Genomic DNA, 15,523 nt, shown 5'->3' on the forward strand with positions numbered 1-15,523 from the left:
GAATTAAACCAGTTTTATGCTACAATATTATAAGTTAAGTAAAATTTAAATGTGTTGCAATTGCAGTCGTAACACGATAAGGGGCAGTACAGTGGCATTTTCATTTGGACAAAAAAATGTTGGTATCGATCTGGGTACCGCTAACACATATGTATATATCGAAGGTCGTGGCATCATATTGCGTGAACCATCAGTAGTTGCGCGTAATACACAAACCAATGAAGTCGTTGCTGTAGGTTCTGAAGCTAAAGACATGTTAGGCCGAACACCTGCAAGTATCGCTGCTATTCGTCCGATGCGTGACGGTGTTATTGCCGATTATGATACAACCGTTGCAATGATTCGTTACTATTTGCAAAAAGCACTTGGCGGACGTATTGGCAAACCTTATGTAACGATTGGCGTACCTTCAGGTGTAACAGCTGTTGAAAGACGTGCTGTTATTGATGCTGCTCGTGTTGCTGGCGCGCGTGACGCTTATGTTATAGAGGAGCCTTTTGCCGCAGCGGTTGGTGCTGGGTTACCAGTTATGGATCCTACTGGATCAATGGTTGTTGACATGGGCGGCGGAACGACTGATGTTGCGACAATTTCATTAGGTGGAATTGTTTCAAGCCGTTCAATCCGTATAGCCGGAGACAAGTTGGACGAAGCAATTGCTAATTTTGTTCGTAACAAATATAATGTTACCATTGGTGAGCCGACAGCTGAAAGACTCAAAATCGAAATTGGTGCTGCATCACTTGCTTTAGCACGTACCTTACCAAATGCTACGGTCAGAGGTCGTGACTTATTGACTGGTTTGCCTAAGACAATTGATGTTACCGCTGAAGATGTAGCCACATCAATTCAAGAACCAGTGCAAGAAATCGTGGCAGCTATTCGTGAGACGTTGGAATCGACTCAACCGGAGTTAGCTGCAGATGTTATTGATCACGGTATGATTTTGACCGGTGGTGGAGCATTATTGCGCGACATTGAAAAAATTATTCAGGATGCAACTAAGGTACCAGTTTTAATAGCTAACGAGCCATTAGATGCAGTTGCTATTGGTACTGGTGAGGCGTTGAAATCTATTGATGTCATGCGACAAAAGTAATGGTAGTTTAAAATAGCGTGGCGCTTGCGCTACGCTATTATTTATTTTCAAGAATTAATGTCAAATAAAAGTTTCTAAGTAAAACAAGGTAGCATACCATTGAAAGTAGATGAAACTGTCAACTGTTTTTAGAAGTGGTAACTGGCTTTTTGGGGAAATACATGAAAAAAATATTTTCATCACGCACGTTGGTATCAATAATTGTTGCGTTTATAGTAATTGTAAGTTTAATTGCAGGATCAAATTGGTGGGCCAAGAGAACGAATACGCCACCTTTTTTACAGCGGTTTGGGAATGATTTAGCGGGTGGCGTTAGTCGTATTATTGCTGTTCCAACGACTGCCGTTGGGCGTACAGCAAATAGTATTAGTAACCTGTTAGATACATTTGAAGAAAACAAGCGGTTGAAATCTAAGATTGATGAATTTGCTCAAGACAAGGTTCACCTACAAACAGTTGAAGAAGAGAACAAATCTCTGAAGCAACAATTAAAACTAAAAGCCACATTGACAGACTATAAAACAGTTTCGGCTGTGACCATTAGTCGTTCACCGACAACATGGCAGTCACAATTAGTTATCGATGAAGGATCCAATTCAGGTTTGAAAAAAGGGATGCCAGTGCTTGCAGGTGCCGGAATTATTGGCCGTATTAGTGAAGTAAACACAACTAATTCAAAAGTGGCTTTGATTTCTGATACTAGTTCCGATGCCAATAGATTTGCGATTAAAATTAAGGGTGATGATGGCGATGTTAACGGCATTGTAACAAGTTTTAACCGTGAGAAAAATCAACTAATTATGGGGCAAGTTACGTCAAATAATAAAATCAGTAAAGGTGATTTAGTTGAAACTTCTGGCCTCGGTGGTGTTATTCCAGCAGGATTGTACGTTGGTAAGGTTGCTAGTGTCACGACGGATGATTATGGTTTATCCAAGAAAATATACATTGAACCTGCGGCTGATCTAGGTAATATCACCACAGTTATGGTTGCAATTTCACAGATAGGAGCAAATTAATGGCATTTTGGCAATTGACGAGATTGCGTGTAATTTATCCTGTGTTATTATTTTTGATACTGTTTGTTGATGGAACATTCATGTCTAGTATGGGGGGGTTATTTACACAATTTCCTTGGCATATTTTACCCACTTTGACACTTGGTTGGCTCTTTTTGGGTGTCCAATTTGATGTTGAAAACGAGTTACCTTTATGGTTTTATATTGTGGTCATTGGTATATTGTTTGATATGTACTACACTGGTATTTTTGGTACATATACTTTTGCATTTATTGCCGCGGTAGCTGTGATGAAGCAACTGCATAAAGTGCTAGATGAGCGTCTAGTAAGTGGCTTGCTTTTATATTTAGCTGGCTTGCTTATTTACCTACTGATTTCTTATGTTAGTGGATTTGTTACTGGAATTGCTAATGTTAGTATGTTATCGTTTTTATTGTACGAGGTATTGCCAACAGTAATTTTAAATCTAGTTTTTGCGGCTGCATCATATTATCCCGTATGGTCTTTATTTCAGTTTCTGCGTTGACAAGTTATCTTTTTATAGTATAATTATGACCATATAGTAAAACGTTGAGTAGAAGAGTAGTTCATTTTAAATTTAGAAGAGAATTTGCGGTTGCTGTGAGCAAATAGTTAAATTGAACGAAACACATCTATGAGTATAAAGCTGAACAAAGTAAGCTTTGTCGGAAGTGTCCGTTATCACATAACAGTCTTTGACTTATTGAGATGCTACTAGTGATAGTAGCATAACAAAGAGGTGGAACCGCGATGAAACGCCCTCTAAATACATTTCTTGTATTTGGGGGCGTTTTTAATTGGTTAGAAGACTGGTGGAGAACTTTTGTGTGAGCAAAAGTTGAATTCGAGGTGGAACCACGCTTTTGCGTCCTCTTGCAGTAGAAATACTGTAAGAGGATTTTTTCGTTTTATAAATACATTATAAATGTGATTGTTCTTTCTCGTGAAAATATATGAGTTATAAGTGCAATTCAACAAAGGAGTTTCAATTATGAGTTATCTAACTACAATTCTTCCCAGTTTATTGGCTGGACTAAAAACGACGCTAGGGGTGTTCTTCCTAACAATCATTGGATCTGTACCATTGGGAATTTTAGTATCCTTAGGGATGAAATCACCTTACTTTACAATACGTTGGTTGATTAACGGTTATATCTGGATTATGCGTGGTACGCCGTTACTTTTACAATTGATTTTTATCTACTATGGTCTTGGAATGATGGGTATAGCATTTCCACGATTTGAAGCTGCTATCATAGCGTTTATTATCAATTATGCAGCCTATCTTGCTGAAATTTTCCGTGGTGGACTACAATCAGTCCCAAGAGGGCAATATGATGCTGCTAAAGTACTTGGCTTTAGTAAAATACAAACATTTTTTAAAATAATTTTGCCACAAGTAATCAAGATTGTTGTTCCTTCATTTGGTAATGAAGTGATTAACTTGGTCAAGGACACTTCTTTAGTTTATGTTATTGGCTTAGGTGACATCTTGCGAGCAGGAAATATTGCGGCTAGTCGTGACGTCACTTTGATGCCATATCTATTAGTTGGATTGATATATTTGATTATGACGGCGGTTGTCACATTATTATTGCGCCGTAGTGAAACAGTTTTGAATACATGGAGGTAATTTAATGTTAGAAATCAAAAACTTAACTAAAAAATACGATCAAAATGTGATCTTTAAATCCTTGAATTTAACAGTACATGATGGTGAAGTATTAAGCATTGTCGGCCCATCTGGTATTGGTAAAACAACCTTAATTAAAATTATGGCAGGATTAGAAACTGCAGACGATGGCGAAATTATTTTAAATGGTGAAAACATCGATATTAAAGGTGAAAGCTCCGATACGAATATTGGCATGATTTTCCAAGATTTTAATCTATTCCCAAACTACACAGTCATTGACAATATCACGTTAGCACCTATTAATGTTAATAAACAGTCTTCATCAAAGGCCGTTGAACAAGGGCAGGAGCTTTTGGAATCCTTAGGCATGTTAGATAAAGCTAATTTGTTTCCCTATCAATTATCTGGTGGTCAAAAGCAGCGCGCAGCAATTGCACGTGCACTGGCCATGAACCCGAAAATTTTGGCATATGATGAACCTACAAGTGGATTGGATGAAGCATCGACACACCAAGTCGCTGATGTTGTTAAAACGCTTAAGAAACGTGGTGTAACACAAGTTATTATTACGCACGATCAGCCATTTGCTGAAATGGTTTCTGATCGCGTGTTTGATTTTGCAACGGAGGTAAAACGCTAATGCCAAGCATGAAAAAGAAGATTGTTGTTAATAGTATTGTTGGTATTTTATTTATCGCACTGGTCGTTATGGCAGCTCTCTCTTTATCTAATAATTCCCAAAAAAGCAAAAGTACAGAACAGACAGTAGTGAAAACAGATCAATGGTCACGAATCAAGAGGGAAAAGCAAATTACGATTGGTCTAGATGATACATTTGTTCCAATGGGATTTCGCGATAAATCGGGTAAATTAGTAGGATTTGATGTTGATTTGGCAACCGCTGTGTTCAAGAGTTTGGGTATCAAGGTAAAGTGGCAACCCATTGATTGGTCAATGAAAGAAACAGAATTAAATACCGGAAACATTGATGCTATCTGGAACGGTTATACAATTACAGATGACCGGAAAAAGAAGGTTGCTTTTTCAACACCTTATCACAAGGCAACGCAAGTGCTTGTTACTTTAAAGAAAAGTAACATTAATAAGTTTTCTGATATGCAAGATAAAGTATTGGGCGATCAAACAGCTTCAAGTGGTGATCAAACTTTTGCACAGTATCCTAAAGTTTTGAAACAATATGTTAAAGATCAAAAGGTTATTGGCTATGATACATTTGACAAAGCATTCAATGATTTGAATGCGAGTCGCATTGATGGGTTATTGATTGATGAAGACTATGCACGTTATTATGTTGCGCATCAGTCTAACCCAAATGATTACACAATCACAACAGGTGGTTTCCCAGTAAATGACAATGCAGTTGGCTTCCGCAAAGCAGATAAAAAATTACGACAAGCAGTAAATAAAGAATTAAAAACTTATAAAAAAGACGGTCGTTTACAAAAATATAGTACGAAATGGTTTGGTAATTGACACATACTTTAGCAGCACCGTAATGGTGCTGCTTTTATGTTAGAATGGTATTAATAGTTTTTGTTGCGCTGGGGAGGGCAGTATGCTTAGGACATCTTTTTGGATTGTTATATTAATAGCATTGGTTATCAATACAATTATTTCATTTATTGCTGTTTTTCGGCAAAAACGTGAAATTGCTACAATTTGGGCATGGATGCTTGTGCTTTTGTTGTTACCTGTTGTAGGATTTGCCATCTTCTTTTTGGCTGGTAGTCGTATTTCTAGTAAAAAGATATTTCGCCTACGGACCCAAGAACAACGTGGTTTAGATCAGATTGCTTTAAATCAAAAAAAACAGTTACAAGATATTGAGAACTTACTTCCTATTCCATACAGTGCAACAGAATTGTTGAAATTATTTTTATCATCTGATCGCGCAGTTTTGACACGTGGTAATAAAATTACAATTTTTAGTGATGGACAAAAAAAGTTTGATAAATTATTCTCAGATATTAGGGCTGCAAAGGAACATATTCATTTAGAATATTTTTCTATTTTTGATGATAAAATAGGACATCAGCTAGTTGACCTATTAACTGAAAAAGCTGGTGAAGGTGTTGAAGTTCGCGTTATTTACGATCAGTTTGGTTCTCATGGACAACATCCTAAAATGTATAGACAATTACGTGCAGCTGGGGGTGTTGCTGTACCGTTCTTAATGCGACGCTTTCAGCTACTAACTTTGCGCTTCAACTTCAGAAATCACCGTAAAATTGCTATTATTGATGGTAAAATTGGATACATCGGCGGATTTAATGTCGGTGATCAATATATTGGTGAATCTAAAAAATTTGGTTATTGGCGTGATACTCATACTCGAATTATTGGGGATGCAGTATTATCATTGCAAAGTCGATTTTTAATGGATTGGAACGCCACCGCTGAAGGTAGAGAGTTATTGACCCAGACGACAAAGTACTTCCCTGAAAACTTCTCGTTACCAGGGAAGTCTATGGTTCAAATTGTTTCCAGTGGTCCTGATGACGATATGAAGCAGATCAAACAAGGTTACATGAGAATGTTTTCTTCTGCCCGTGAGAGCATAAGTATTCAAACCCCTTATTTCATTCCGGACGGTCCTGTGTTAGAAACGCTTGAAGTTGCTATTTTATCCGGGGTTAAGGTGAAATTAATGATACCTAATCAGCCCGATCATCCTTTAGTTTATCGGGCAACAGAATATTATGCTCAAGAATTAATTGATCTCGGCGCGACAGTTTACCGCTATGATGGTGGTTTTTTACATAGCAAGGTTGTGATCATTGATAACGAGGTAGCAACTGTCGGGTCAGCTAATATGGATATCCGTTCATTTTCTCTTAATTTTGAAGGCAACGCATTTATATATGATCCGGACTTTGCAGCTGATCTAGAAGATTTATTTGAGCAAGATGTATTAAAGTCCACAAAATTAACAATGGAATATTTTGAGAAACAGTCTGCCTGGATGAAGTTTAAGCAAAAGTTTAGTAGACTTTTCTCACCAATACTATGAAAAAAACAATTATTAATCACGGCGCGAATCTTGTGATTCTGCCAACCACACAATTTAAAACATTGCACATCGCCGTTGATTTTTCAACAGCAGTTGAGCCTGAGAACATTAGTGCACGTGCATTAGTGTCTTATTTGACTGCTGTTAGCTCGGCACGTTATAAAACACAACAACAAGTGGCGCAAAAAACAATTGATTTGTATGGTGCCCAATATCAAACTGATGTTTTCCGCATTGGTCAAACGCATCATGTACGCTTTACTTTGCAAATACCAGCACCCACCTACATAGTGGGTGGAAAACAGCTTCTGACCGAAGCTTTTGATTTTTTACGCGAGATGATATTTAATCCTTTGACGGAGAATCATGCATTCAATGAACAAGTATTTGCCAATGAGCAGCAAAGCCTAATTAATGAACTTGCCAGCGTTAAAGATGATAAAAGTCGTTACGCGGTGGCTAAACTTCGTGAAATAACCTATGATAAATCTGGCATGCGTGTATCCGCTAGTGGTAATGAAGAGACTGTTGCTCATTTAAATCCATCTGGTGTTTATCAAGCTTATCAGAACATGATCAACGACGATGCTATGAATATCGTTGTGCTTGGTGATATTAATCAACAGCAAATTATTTCATTGTTAGAGAAGTGGCCGATTGTGCCACATCAAGCTAAGGAAGAAAAAGAGCCATTTTATAGGCAAGCCTCTCGATTACATCTTAGTGAATTAGTTGAGCATAAAACTTCGATTAATCAGGCTATGCTTACCATGGCTTATCAATTAAATGTTAAACCATTTGATGATCAGCGTTTTGCTGTTATGGTCATGAATTCGTTGTTGGGTGGTACGCCACTATCAAAATTATTTATGAATGTGCGCGAGAAGGAGTCACTAGCATATAGCATCTATTCTCGTTGGCAACATGATACTGGATTTTTAACTATTGCGGCTGGCTTGGATACTACAAAAGTGCGTCAGACTGACACGATGATACAAGAACAAATTAAAGCCGTTCAAGAGGGCGACTTTGACAATCAAACAGTTGATGCGATTAAGATGAGCTTAATTAGTGATTACTTAAGTCAACGTGACTCACCTGCAAGTCAAATGGAAGTTGCTTTTTCTCGATTACTCACAAGAAGAGAAACGAGTGAACAGGAATGGATTGATCGCGTTAAGTCTGTGACTGCTGACGATATTCAAAATGCTGCTCAAAAGATATCGCTTCAAAGTCGTTATATATTATTGCCTGAGGTCTAATATGAAAACAAAACATTATCTAAAGCTAAAAGAAGATGTGATTACAGAAACGTTAGATAATGGTCTGTCAATAGTGATGGTTCCGAAGTCTAATTACCATAAAACTTTTGCTGTGTTAACAACGGCTTATGGTGCGTTAGAGCAAAAATTTGCTATCGATGATGCACAACCAATTCAGATTCCTGCTGGCACAGCACATTTTCTGGAGCACAAACTATTTGAAAAAGAAAATGAAGATGCATTCGCAAGATTTGGTGAATTGGGGGCTGATGCTAATGCATTTACCAATGCTTATCAAACAAGTTATCTGTTTTCAACTACTCAAAACTTAATACCAGCCTTAACACATTTATTAGATTTTGTTCAAACGCCTTATTTTTCAAAACAAACAGTAGAAAAAGAACAAGGAATTATTGGGCAAGAAATACAAATGTATGATGATGACCCTAATTGGGCACTCTATATGGGATTGTTAAATACATTATATCCTGACTCGTCAATTGCTAAAGATATCGCTGGAACCCGTGAAACGATTGCAACCATCACACCTGAACTACTATACGCTATTCATTCTGCATTTTATCAACCTACACAGCTGACACTACACATTGTGGGGCATTTTAATCCTGAAGAAATATTAGCAGTTGTTAAAGATAATCAATTCAAAAAAGATTTACGTCCTAAAAAGTTAACCCGTTTCCAGGAAAAAAATTTACCAGCAAAAGAACAACAATCAGAACGCTACTTTAATGTTTCGCGTCCTAAAGTTGCCTTTGGTATCCGACTTGATCAGAATCAGGTCGCTGGTATAGAAGCAACCAAACGTATTTTAATTGCTGATATTTTGGATGATTTATTGTTTGGCGAGCAAACAGATTGGTATCAGAATTTATATAGTCATGGTATTATTGATACAGAATTTAACACATCATTTGATATTATAAAACATTATCAGTATGTGAGTTTTTTTGCGGAAACGGACGATTATGACATTCTGACGCAAGAAATTCAAAGTCAAATTGACGATTATCAAAATGTTTTAGAAAACCAACAAAATGCTTTTGAGTCACTACGAAGAGCTACAGTTGGCGAGGGGATCCAGAAATTGAATTCCTTAGAAAATATGGCTTTGCAAGGTGATGATGTCTTGTTTGGAACTAATCTTTTTGATAAGATAGAGTTGTTACAAGATTTAACATTTGATGACATTCTTGTAACAGCGGATAAAATATATCGAAATGCTACGTTGCAACGATTTGTGTTGCATAAGTAGTCTTGTGGGCTATTATGAATGAAACTTTAACAAATCAAATAGGCGAGCAACTTAAGGCTGCTCGCTTAGAAAAACAATTATCATTGGATGATATCCAAGAAATTACAAAAATCCAACGCCGGTATTTATCAGCTATTGAAGAAAACAATCTTAGCGTTTTACCTGGTGATTTTTACGTTCGTGCTTTTATTCGGCAATATGCATTAGCTGTTGGGTTACATCCCGATGAGTTATTAGGAGAAACAAAACCAATTTCTATGTCTCGAACTAGCGACTTGAGCCGGGCACACAGGGATAATGATGGTATTGTTCGTGCTGGGATAGATAATACCCCAACAGCAAGATCACGGTTGGCAAACTCTATGCCAACAATTGGTTTAGGGCTATTGATTCTTGTGGCTTTAATAGTTATTTGGTTTGTATTGACACACATAGGAACCAATTCTCAACAGACATCTAACGGCGGTAATATCTCTGTTTCTACTTCTGAGGTTTCCAAATCCTCTAGTAAATCATCAGCATCGAAGTCATCTGCTTCTAGTTCCAGTGAGGAATCCTCGATACTTGATTTAGGTACACCAGAAACAAATACAAGTTTGCAGACGACAATCTATAATTTGTCTAATGAAAATACTAAAAAGCATACAGTTGTTATAACAGCAAAGAACACAGGTACTTCAGTTAAGGTCAATGATGCTAGTAGTAACATTTTACTAAATGAAACATTGGCTAGTGGCAGTAAAACAGTAGAAATTCCATCGGGAACAACGGCATTTAATCTACAATTTTCTAATGTTAATAATGCTTCAGTTACAGTTGATGGACAAAATGTCGAAGTAAGTGGTGCAACAACATCATTTTGGAATGTGCTTTTTAATCTCAATAAATAAAGGATGTATCATGAATTTACCCAATAAACTAACTGTTTTCAGAATTATTTTAATTCCAGTATTTATTTTATTGCTGACAGTACCATATGCTTGGTCTAATATCAGCTTTTTAGGAGCAACCATGCCCGTTAATTGGTTGATTGCCGCTGTTGTATTTGCAATAGCCTCTGCAACTGACTTCTTGGACGGTCAGATAGCTCGTAGCCAGCATTTAGTTACCAATTTTGGAAAGTTTGCGGATCCTTTGGCTGACAAACTTTTGGTTATGACAGCGTTGATTTTCTTAACGAGCTTCAATGTTGTCCCAGCTTGGATGACTGCGGTTATCGTTATTCGAGAGTTAGCCGTTACAGGTTTACGTACACTAATTGTTGAAAACAATGGCAAGGTTTTGGCAGCACAGATGCCAGGAAAGATAAAAACATTTTCACAAATGTTTGCTATTTTCTTCTTATATATTCACAACGCGCCATTTTCCATTATTAATTTTCCTATTGGGGATGTCTTATTGTGGGTTGCTGTTATCTTTACAATTTATTCTGGTATCGATTATTTTTGGCAAAATAGAAATGTCTTTTCTGATGGTATGTAAGGAACTAAAAGCGCTTTTAGCGCTTTTTTCGTATAATCAAGAAGAAAGCAAACAGAAACGAACAAATGTTCGAAAAGCACTTGCTTTTGACTCGCGAAAAAGGTACACTAATCAAGTAAGATAAAAGGAGTTAGCCGCAATGGTAGCAAAGAAAACGACTAAAAAAGACGATCAAGCAAAGAAAGATGGTCGTCGAGCCGCGCTAGATGAAGCGCTAAAGAAAATTGAAAAGAACTTTGGGAAAGGTTCAGTGATGACGTTAGGAGATAACGCGCTAACGCAGATCGAAACGATCCCTTCTGGTTCTGTTAAAATTGATGTTGCTTTGGGTGTTGGTGGCTATCCCAAGGGGCGTATTATTGAAGTATACGGTCCAGAATCATCAGGTAAAACAACCATCGCACTTCATGCAGTTGCTGAAGTTCAAAAGCAAGGCGGAACGGCTGCCTATATTGATGCTGAAAATGCTTTGGACGTTAAATATGCTGAAGCCCTCGGCGTTAAAAAAGACGAATTACTTTTGTCACAACCGGATACAGGCGAACAGGGATTAGAAATTGCTGATGCTTTGGTACAATCAGGTGCCGTAGATATGATTGTTGTTGACTCAGTTGCTGCATTAGTACCTCGTGCCGAAATCGAAGGTGAAATGGGTGATGCGCACGTTGGATTGCAAGCTCGTTTAATGAGTCAAGCACTACGTAAGTTAGCAGGAACCCTGAACCGAACGGGAACAATTGCTATTTTCATCAATCAAATTCGTGAAAAAGTCGGCGTAATGTTTGGAAACCCAGAAACTACACCCGGTGGTCGTGCACTAAAGTTTTATTCGACAGTACGTTTAGAAGTTAGACGTTCAACACAAATTAAAGACGGTACTGATGTCACTGGTAATTTGACAAAAGTTAAAATTGTTAAAAACAAGGTGGCTCCACCATTCAAAGTTGCTGAAGTTGATATTATGTATGGCCATGGTATTTCACAAACTGGTGAAATTCTTGATCTCGCTGTTGATCAAGATATTATCGACAAAGCAGGTGCATGGTATGCTTACGAAGGTGAACGAATTGGTCAAGGGCGTGAGAAAGCTAAAGACTATTTGGATGATCCTGAGCATGCCGCATTGCGACAAGAACTATATGTCAAGGTGCGTCAAGCATATGGTATTGATTCTAATGCGAATGGTACTGCCGTTTCAAATACGGAGGCTCAAGCAGAAAAATCTGATGAGCAAATTAATCTGCCGGATTTGGATACAACGACTGATGATTCTTTAACGGACGAACCAATTGTATAAATTACGTAAATATTGAGAAAAACGTTAGGTCGTTTTTCTTTTTTTTGTTACAATGCAAGTATAGAAACGCATGGAGATAGACATGACTAAGATACTTGTTGTTGATGATGAAACGGCAATTGCAACGCTGCTGCAATACAATTTGCAACAGAATGGTTACGAAGTAACAGTTGCATCGGATGGTTTATCCGCTTATCAAAAGGCAAAAGAGCAACAATTCAATGCAATATTGTTGGATCTAATGCTGCCAGAAATGGATGGCATGACCGTTTTAAAGCAGTTACGTCAAGATAAAGTTAGCACACCAATAATTTTGGTGACTGCAAAAGGGGATGAGTTTGATCGTGTGCTTGGCTTAGAATTAGGTGCAGATGATTATATCACTAAGCCTTTCAGCCCTCGAGAAGTTGTAGCAAGACTAAAAGCTGTATTACGTCGTTCACAAGTTAGTACAGATACCAACAAAACGGACGAAATGGTTATTTCTATACAAGATTTGCTCATCAATGATAGCAAAAAAACAGTTATGAAAGAAAATATTGTTTTGTCCTTAACGCCACGGGAATATGATTTATTATTATATTTTGCACAGCGATTGGGACGTGTAATTGATCGTGAAACAATTTTGACGGCTGTGTGGGGATATGAATATACTGGCGAAAGCCGTATGGTAGATATGCATATCAGTAACTTACGAGATAAGATTGAGTCAAATCCAAAGGCGCCTAAAATATTGAAAACAGTTCGCGGATTTGGATATACTATGACGAATTAGTGTTTTCATAAGACATATGTGGCGTTATTATAGTAAATGGCAAACTGTAGACATAGCGTCGGAGGTGAGCCATTTTTGTTTTTGTAAATTTTTCTTTACACGCATTTACAAGAATGCGACCAAATTGTGGCGTGTTTCATAACATAACTCCCGTAATATATAAGTTGTAAACAAGGAGCGGCACCCAAGAGCCTCTACTACAACCTTGTTTCACTACATATTTCTAAGGGAGAAATCTTCATGAACAAAAAGATTGTAGGAATTATTGGTGGTATAGTGGTCATTGCGGCTGGAATAGCCTTGTATACTTCTGCTAATGATAAGTCCAGCGATAATAAAACAAGTACGACGTCATCTTCTAATGTTAGTGGAAAAGTGTTATCGTTAGGATCAACAGCATTACAGCCTTTAGCAGAGCAAGTTGCTAAGTCATTCCAAGAGAAAAATCCTAATGTAACAATTACAGTGCAAGGTGGTGGATCGGGTGCCGGGTTAAGTCAAGTATCTGATGGATCAGCACAAATTGGTAACTCAGATGTGTTTGCTGAAGAAAAAGATGGTATTGACGCCACTAAACTAGTGGATCATAAAGTAGCTGTGGTTGGTATTGCGCCAGTTGTGAATAGTGATGTGCAGATCACGAGTTTAACAAAAGAACAGTTGCGTAATATTTTTACTGGTAAGGTAACAAATTGGAAAGAAGTTGGTGGTAACGATGAAAAAATTGTCGTTATCAATCGTGCAACTGGGTCAGGAACACGGGCTGTTTTTGAAAAAAATATCTTGGACGGTCAGGATGCTGTACAAGCGACCGAACAAGATTCCAATGGCACGGTGCAAAAGATTGTCAAAACAACACCAGGATCGATTTCGTACCTGGCATTTGCTTACCTCGACTCTGACGGTATTAAGGCACTGGACTTAAATAAAGTTCATCCTAATAAAAAAAATGTTGAAGATAATTCATGGCCAATTTGGGCTTACGAACACATGTACACTAAGGGGAAGCCAACTGGGGCTACTAAGTCATTCTTAGAGTACTTCACGACCAAAGAGGTTCAAAAAAATATTGTACCTAAGCTAGGATACATTGGATTAACAGATATGAAAGTCACTCGCGATGCAAGTGGTAAAGTGACAGATAAATAAGTATATTTGATAAGGACAAGCAGAGTGCTTGTTTTTTTGTGCGTTACCGTTATGCAAATTCAAAACCATGATAGAATAAACTTATGAAGAAAAGAATTGGCAAAATAACCAGTATATATAGTCTAAATATTTTATTATTATTTATAGTAACTCGAGTGATCCACGTGTCTCATAATCAGCTCTACATATTAGTTATTATATTTTTTGTTGTAGCTAATTTTGAAGTATGGTTTTTAAATTTTTGGCAAAATAAAGAAACAGCAGAATTAACAATTATGAAGAATAGAATGATTGCTACTTCAGCTGGAGAAACACCACGGGGTGTTTTAGCAGAACCAACATCTCCATACTACGAATTATTAGAACATTCAATGAATTACAAAGTTATGTTCGCCATTCGCAATATAGTGCCAATCGTGAAATAAATAATTATCAGACATTATTGGCCAGCTTACCAGTTGGGGTCATTAATGTTAGTCGTCATCATATGATAGATGTTTTCAATCAAACCGCTGCCGATATGCTTGGTGTAGAGATGCCAGAAGTACCAATTTTAGACAGTTTAGTGATTCGTCAGTTTACTTTGTCAGAAATCATTAATCATACCTTTAATACCAATCAAAGGCAGCATTCCATTTTGAACTTGATGATTGATGGCGAGGCGCGACAATATGACGTTAGCACATTATTTCATCAATCTGGATCAAATGCAGAAGTGATGGTTATGTTGTATGATTTGACAGAGGTATTGAAATTAGAGCGCATGCAAGCCGATTTTTTGGCAAATGCTTCGCATGAGTTTAAAACACCGTTGACTGCAATTACAGGATTTGTTGAGACGTTACAGGGTGACGCAGGGGCGGACGAAGAAACGAGAACCCAATTTTTGCAAATTGTGGCGGATGAGGCAAAACGTTTGTCAGCACTGGTTAATGACATATTGTCTTTGTCACGTATGCAACACAAAGTGGATGAAAAAATATCTAATTTGGAAATTTCAGCCATTGTTGAACAACAATTAGAAAAAATTGATACTAAAACGATTACGGTACACAATGATATTGCGCCGGACTTTAGTGTGTCAGGTATTGCTAGTGATGTGTCTACTATCGTCCAAAATTTATTAACTAATTCGGTTAAGTATAATAAAATAGACGGTGAAGTTTGGATATCAGCATATAAAGACACGCAACAATGGCAAATAAAAGTCAGTGATTCGGGTATTGGTATTCCGTTAAATCAGCAGTCTCGTATATTTGAGCGTTTCTATCGTGGTGACGAATCAAGACAACGTAAAATAGCAAGTGGTACTGGATTGGGGCTCGCTATTGTCAATGAGATTGTGAACCAACATAATGGGGAAATCAATATTAAATCACAAGTAGGTGTCGGTACGACAATCAGTGTTATTCTACCCTTGTAGAAACGCGTCAAAACATTAAAATTGATGTTTTTTTGTATGAAAACATCATGCTCTT

Annotated in this window: 14 protein-coding genes, 1 pseudogene and 1 other annotated feature; all 15 genes and pseudogenes read left to right on the plus strand. The window is 37.5% G+C overall.

What is annotated here, in order from left to right:
• The first annotated feature begins 91 nt into the window (after nucleotides 1-91).
• The 15 genes and pseudogenes from LEUM_RS02800 to LEUM_RS02870 all read left to right on the plus strand — a co-directional run bounded on the left by LEUM_RS02800 (nucleotide 92) and on the right by LEUM_RS02870 (nucleotide 15,468).
• Nucleotides 92-1,099, plus strand: a complete 1,008-nt coding sequence (locus tag LEUM_RS02800) for a rod shape-determining protein (RefSeq protein ID WP_004164494.1) — start codon at nucleotides 92-94, stop codon at nucleotides 1,097-1,099.
• A gap of 161 nt (nucleotides 1,100-1,260) precedes the next feature.
• Complete coding sequence (gene mreC, locus LEUM_RS02805) at nucleotides 1,261-2,118, plus strand: rod shape-determining protein MreC (RefSeq protein WP_011679397.1); 858 nt, start codon at nucleotides 1,261-1,263, stop codon at nucleotides 2,116-2,118.
• A complete protein-coding gene (gene mreD / locus LEUM_RS02810) occupies nucleotides 2,118-2,645 on the plus strand; it encodes a rod shape-determining protein MreD (protein ID WP_011679398.1) in 528 nt (175 codons plus the stop codon). Before mreC ends, mreD begins: the two co-directional genes overlap by 1 nt.
• Nucleotides 2,646-2,680: 35 nt before the next feature.
• Nucleotides 2,681-2,906: a binding site (T-box leader), on the plus strand.
• A 225-nt stretch (nucleotides 2,907-3,131) separates the two neighbouring features.
• On the plus strand, nucleotides 3,132-3,773 hold the full coding sequence (locus LEUM_RS02815; protein WP_011679399.1) for an amino acid ABC transporter permease: 642 nt from the start codon (nucleotides 3,132-3,134) through the stop codon (nucleotides 3,771-3,773).
• A 4-nt stretch (nucleotides 3,774-3,777) separates the two neighbouring features.
• Nucleotides 3,778-4,416 carry an amino acid ABC transporter ATP-binding protein gene (locus tag LEUM_RS02820; RefSeq protein WP_004164488.1) on the plus strand — a complete coding sequence of 213 codons (639 nt, stop codon included), beginning with the start codon at nucleotides 3,778-3,780 and terminating at the stop codon, nucleotides 4,414-4,416.
• Nucleotides 4,416-5,270, plus strand: a complete 855-nt coding sequence (locus tag LEUM_RS02825; RefSeq protein ID WP_011679400.1) for an amino acid ABC transporter substrate-binding protein — start codon at nucleotides 4,416-4,418, stop codon at nucleotides 5,268-5,270. The genes LEUM_RS02820 and LEUM_RS02825 overlap by 1 nt, the downstream gene beginning before the upstream one ends.
• 82 nt (nucleotides 5,271-5,352) lie before the next feature.
• Nucleotides 5,353-6,807, plus strand: a complete 1,455-nt coding sequence (gene cls, locus LEUM_RS02830) for a cardiolipin synthase (protein WP_011679401.1) — start codon at nucleotides 5,353-5,355, stop codon at nucleotides 6,805-6,807.
• Nucleotides 6,804-8,069, plus strand: coding sequence for an EF-P 5-aminopentanol modification-associated protein YfmF (yfmF, locus tag LEUM_RS02835; RefSeq protein WP_011679402.1), 1,266 nt, complete (start codon nucleotides 6,804-6,806; stop codon nucleotides 8,067-8,069). The genes cls and yfmF overlap by 4 nt, the downstream gene beginning before the upstream one ends.
• A 1-nt stretch (nucleotide 8,070) precedes the next feature.
• On the plus strand, nucleotides 8,071-9,342 hold the full coding sequence (yfmH, locus tag LEUM_RS02840; RefSeq protein WP_011679403.1) for an EF-P 5-aminopentanol modification-associated protein YfmH: 1,272 nt from the start codon (nucleotides 8,071-8,073) through the stop codon (nucleotides 9,340-9,342).
• A 14-nt stretch (nucleotides 9,343-9,356) separates the two neighbouring features.
• Entirely contained in the window at nucleotides 9,357-10,232 is an 876-nt protein-coding gene (locus LEUM_RS02845) for a helix-turn-helix domain-containing protein (RefSeq protein WP_011679404.1), read from the plus strand.
• A 10-nt stretch (nucleotides 10,233-10,242) separates the two neighbouring features.
• Entirely contained in the window at nucleotides 10,243-10,824 is a 582-nt protein-coding gene (pgsA, locus tag LEUM_RS02850; RefSeq protein WP_010285285.1) for a CDP-diacylglycerol--glycerol-3-phosphate 3-phosphatidyltransferase, read from the plus strand.
• 139 nt (nucleotides 10,825-10,963) lie between these two features.
• A complete protein-coding gene (gene recA / locus LEUM_RS02855) occupies nucleotides 10,964-12,121 on the plus strand; it encodes a recombinase RecA (protein ID WP_011679405.1) in 1,158 nt (385 codons plus the stop codon).
• A gap of 82 nt (nucleotides 12,122-12,203) precedes the next feature.
• Complete coding sequence (locus LEUM_RS02860) at nucleotides 12,204-12,896, plus strand: response regulator transcription factor (protein ID WP_011679406.1); 693 nt, start codon at nucleotides 12,204-12,206, stop codon at nucleotides 12,894-12,896.
• Nucleotides 12,897-13,136: 240 nt separating this feature from the next.
• The gene (locus LEUM_RS02865; protein ID WP_011679407.1) at nucleotides 13,137-14,045 is read left to right on the plus strand and encodes a phosphate ABC transporter substrate-binding protein; all 909 of its coding nucleotides are present in this window, start codon (nucleotides 13,137-13,139) and stop codon (nucleotides 14,043-14,045) included.
• A gap of 83 nt (nucleotides 14,046-14,128) precedes the next feature.
• Nucleotides 14,129-15,468, plus strand: a pseudogene (locus tag LEUM_RS02870) (sensor histidine kinase).
• Nucleotides 15,469-15,523: the final 55 nt, after the last annotated feature.

This window comes from Leuconostoc mesenteroides subsp. mesenteroides ATCC 8293 (assembly GCF_000014445.1).
GTDB lineage: Bacteria > Bacillota > Bacilli > Lactobacillales > Lactobacillaceae > Leuconostoc > Leuconostoc mesenteroides.

Coding starts and splice junctions, on each gene's coding strand:
- mreC (WP_011679397.1), top strand. CDS start 1,261: ATGAAAAAAATATTTTCATCACGCACGTTGGTATCAATAATTGTTGCG.
- mreD (WP_011679398.1), top strand. CDS start 2,118: ATGGCATTTTGGCAATTGACGAGATTGCGTGTAATTTATCCTGTGTTA.
- LEUM_RS02815 (WP_011679399.1), top strand. CDS start 3,132: ATGAGTTATCTAACTACAATTCTTCCCAGTTTATTGGCTGGACTAAAA.
- LEUM_RS02820 (WP_004164488.1), top strand. CDS start 3,778: ATGTTAGAAATCAAAAACTTAACTAAAAAATACGATCAAAATGTGATC.
- LEUM_RS02825 (WP_011679400.1), top strand. CDS start 4,416: ATGCCAAGCATGAAAAAGAAGATTGTTGTTAATAGTATTGTTGGTATT.
- cls (WP_011679401.1), top strand. CDS start 5,353: ATGCTTAGGACATCTTTTTGGATTGTTATATTAATAGCATTGGTTATC.
- yfmF (WP_011679402.1), top strand. CDS start 6,804: ATGAAAAAAACAATTATTAATCACGGCGCGAATCTTGTGATTCTGCCA.
- yfmH (WP_011679403.1), top strand. CDS start 8,071: ATGAAAACAAAACATTATCTAAAGCTAAAAGAAGATGTGATTACAGAA.
- LEUM_RS02845 (WP_011679404.1), top strand. CDS start 9,357: ATGAATGAAACTTTAACAAATCAAATAGGCGAGCAACTTAAGGCTGCT.
- pgsA (WP_010285285.1), top strand. CDS start 10,243: ATGAATTTACCCAATAAACTAACTGTTTTCAGAATTATTTTAATTCCA.
- recA (WP_011679405.1), top strand. CDS start 10,964: ATGGTAGCAAAGAAAACGACTAAAAAAGACGATCAAGCAAAGAAAGAT.
- LEUM_RS02860 (WP_011679406.1), top strand. CDS start 12,204: ATGACTAAGATACTTGTTGTTGATGATGAAACGGCAATTGCAACGCTG.
- LEUM_RS02865 (WP_011679407.1), top strand. CDS start 13,137: ATGAACAAAAAGATTGTAGGAATTATTGGTGGTATAGTGGTCATTGCG.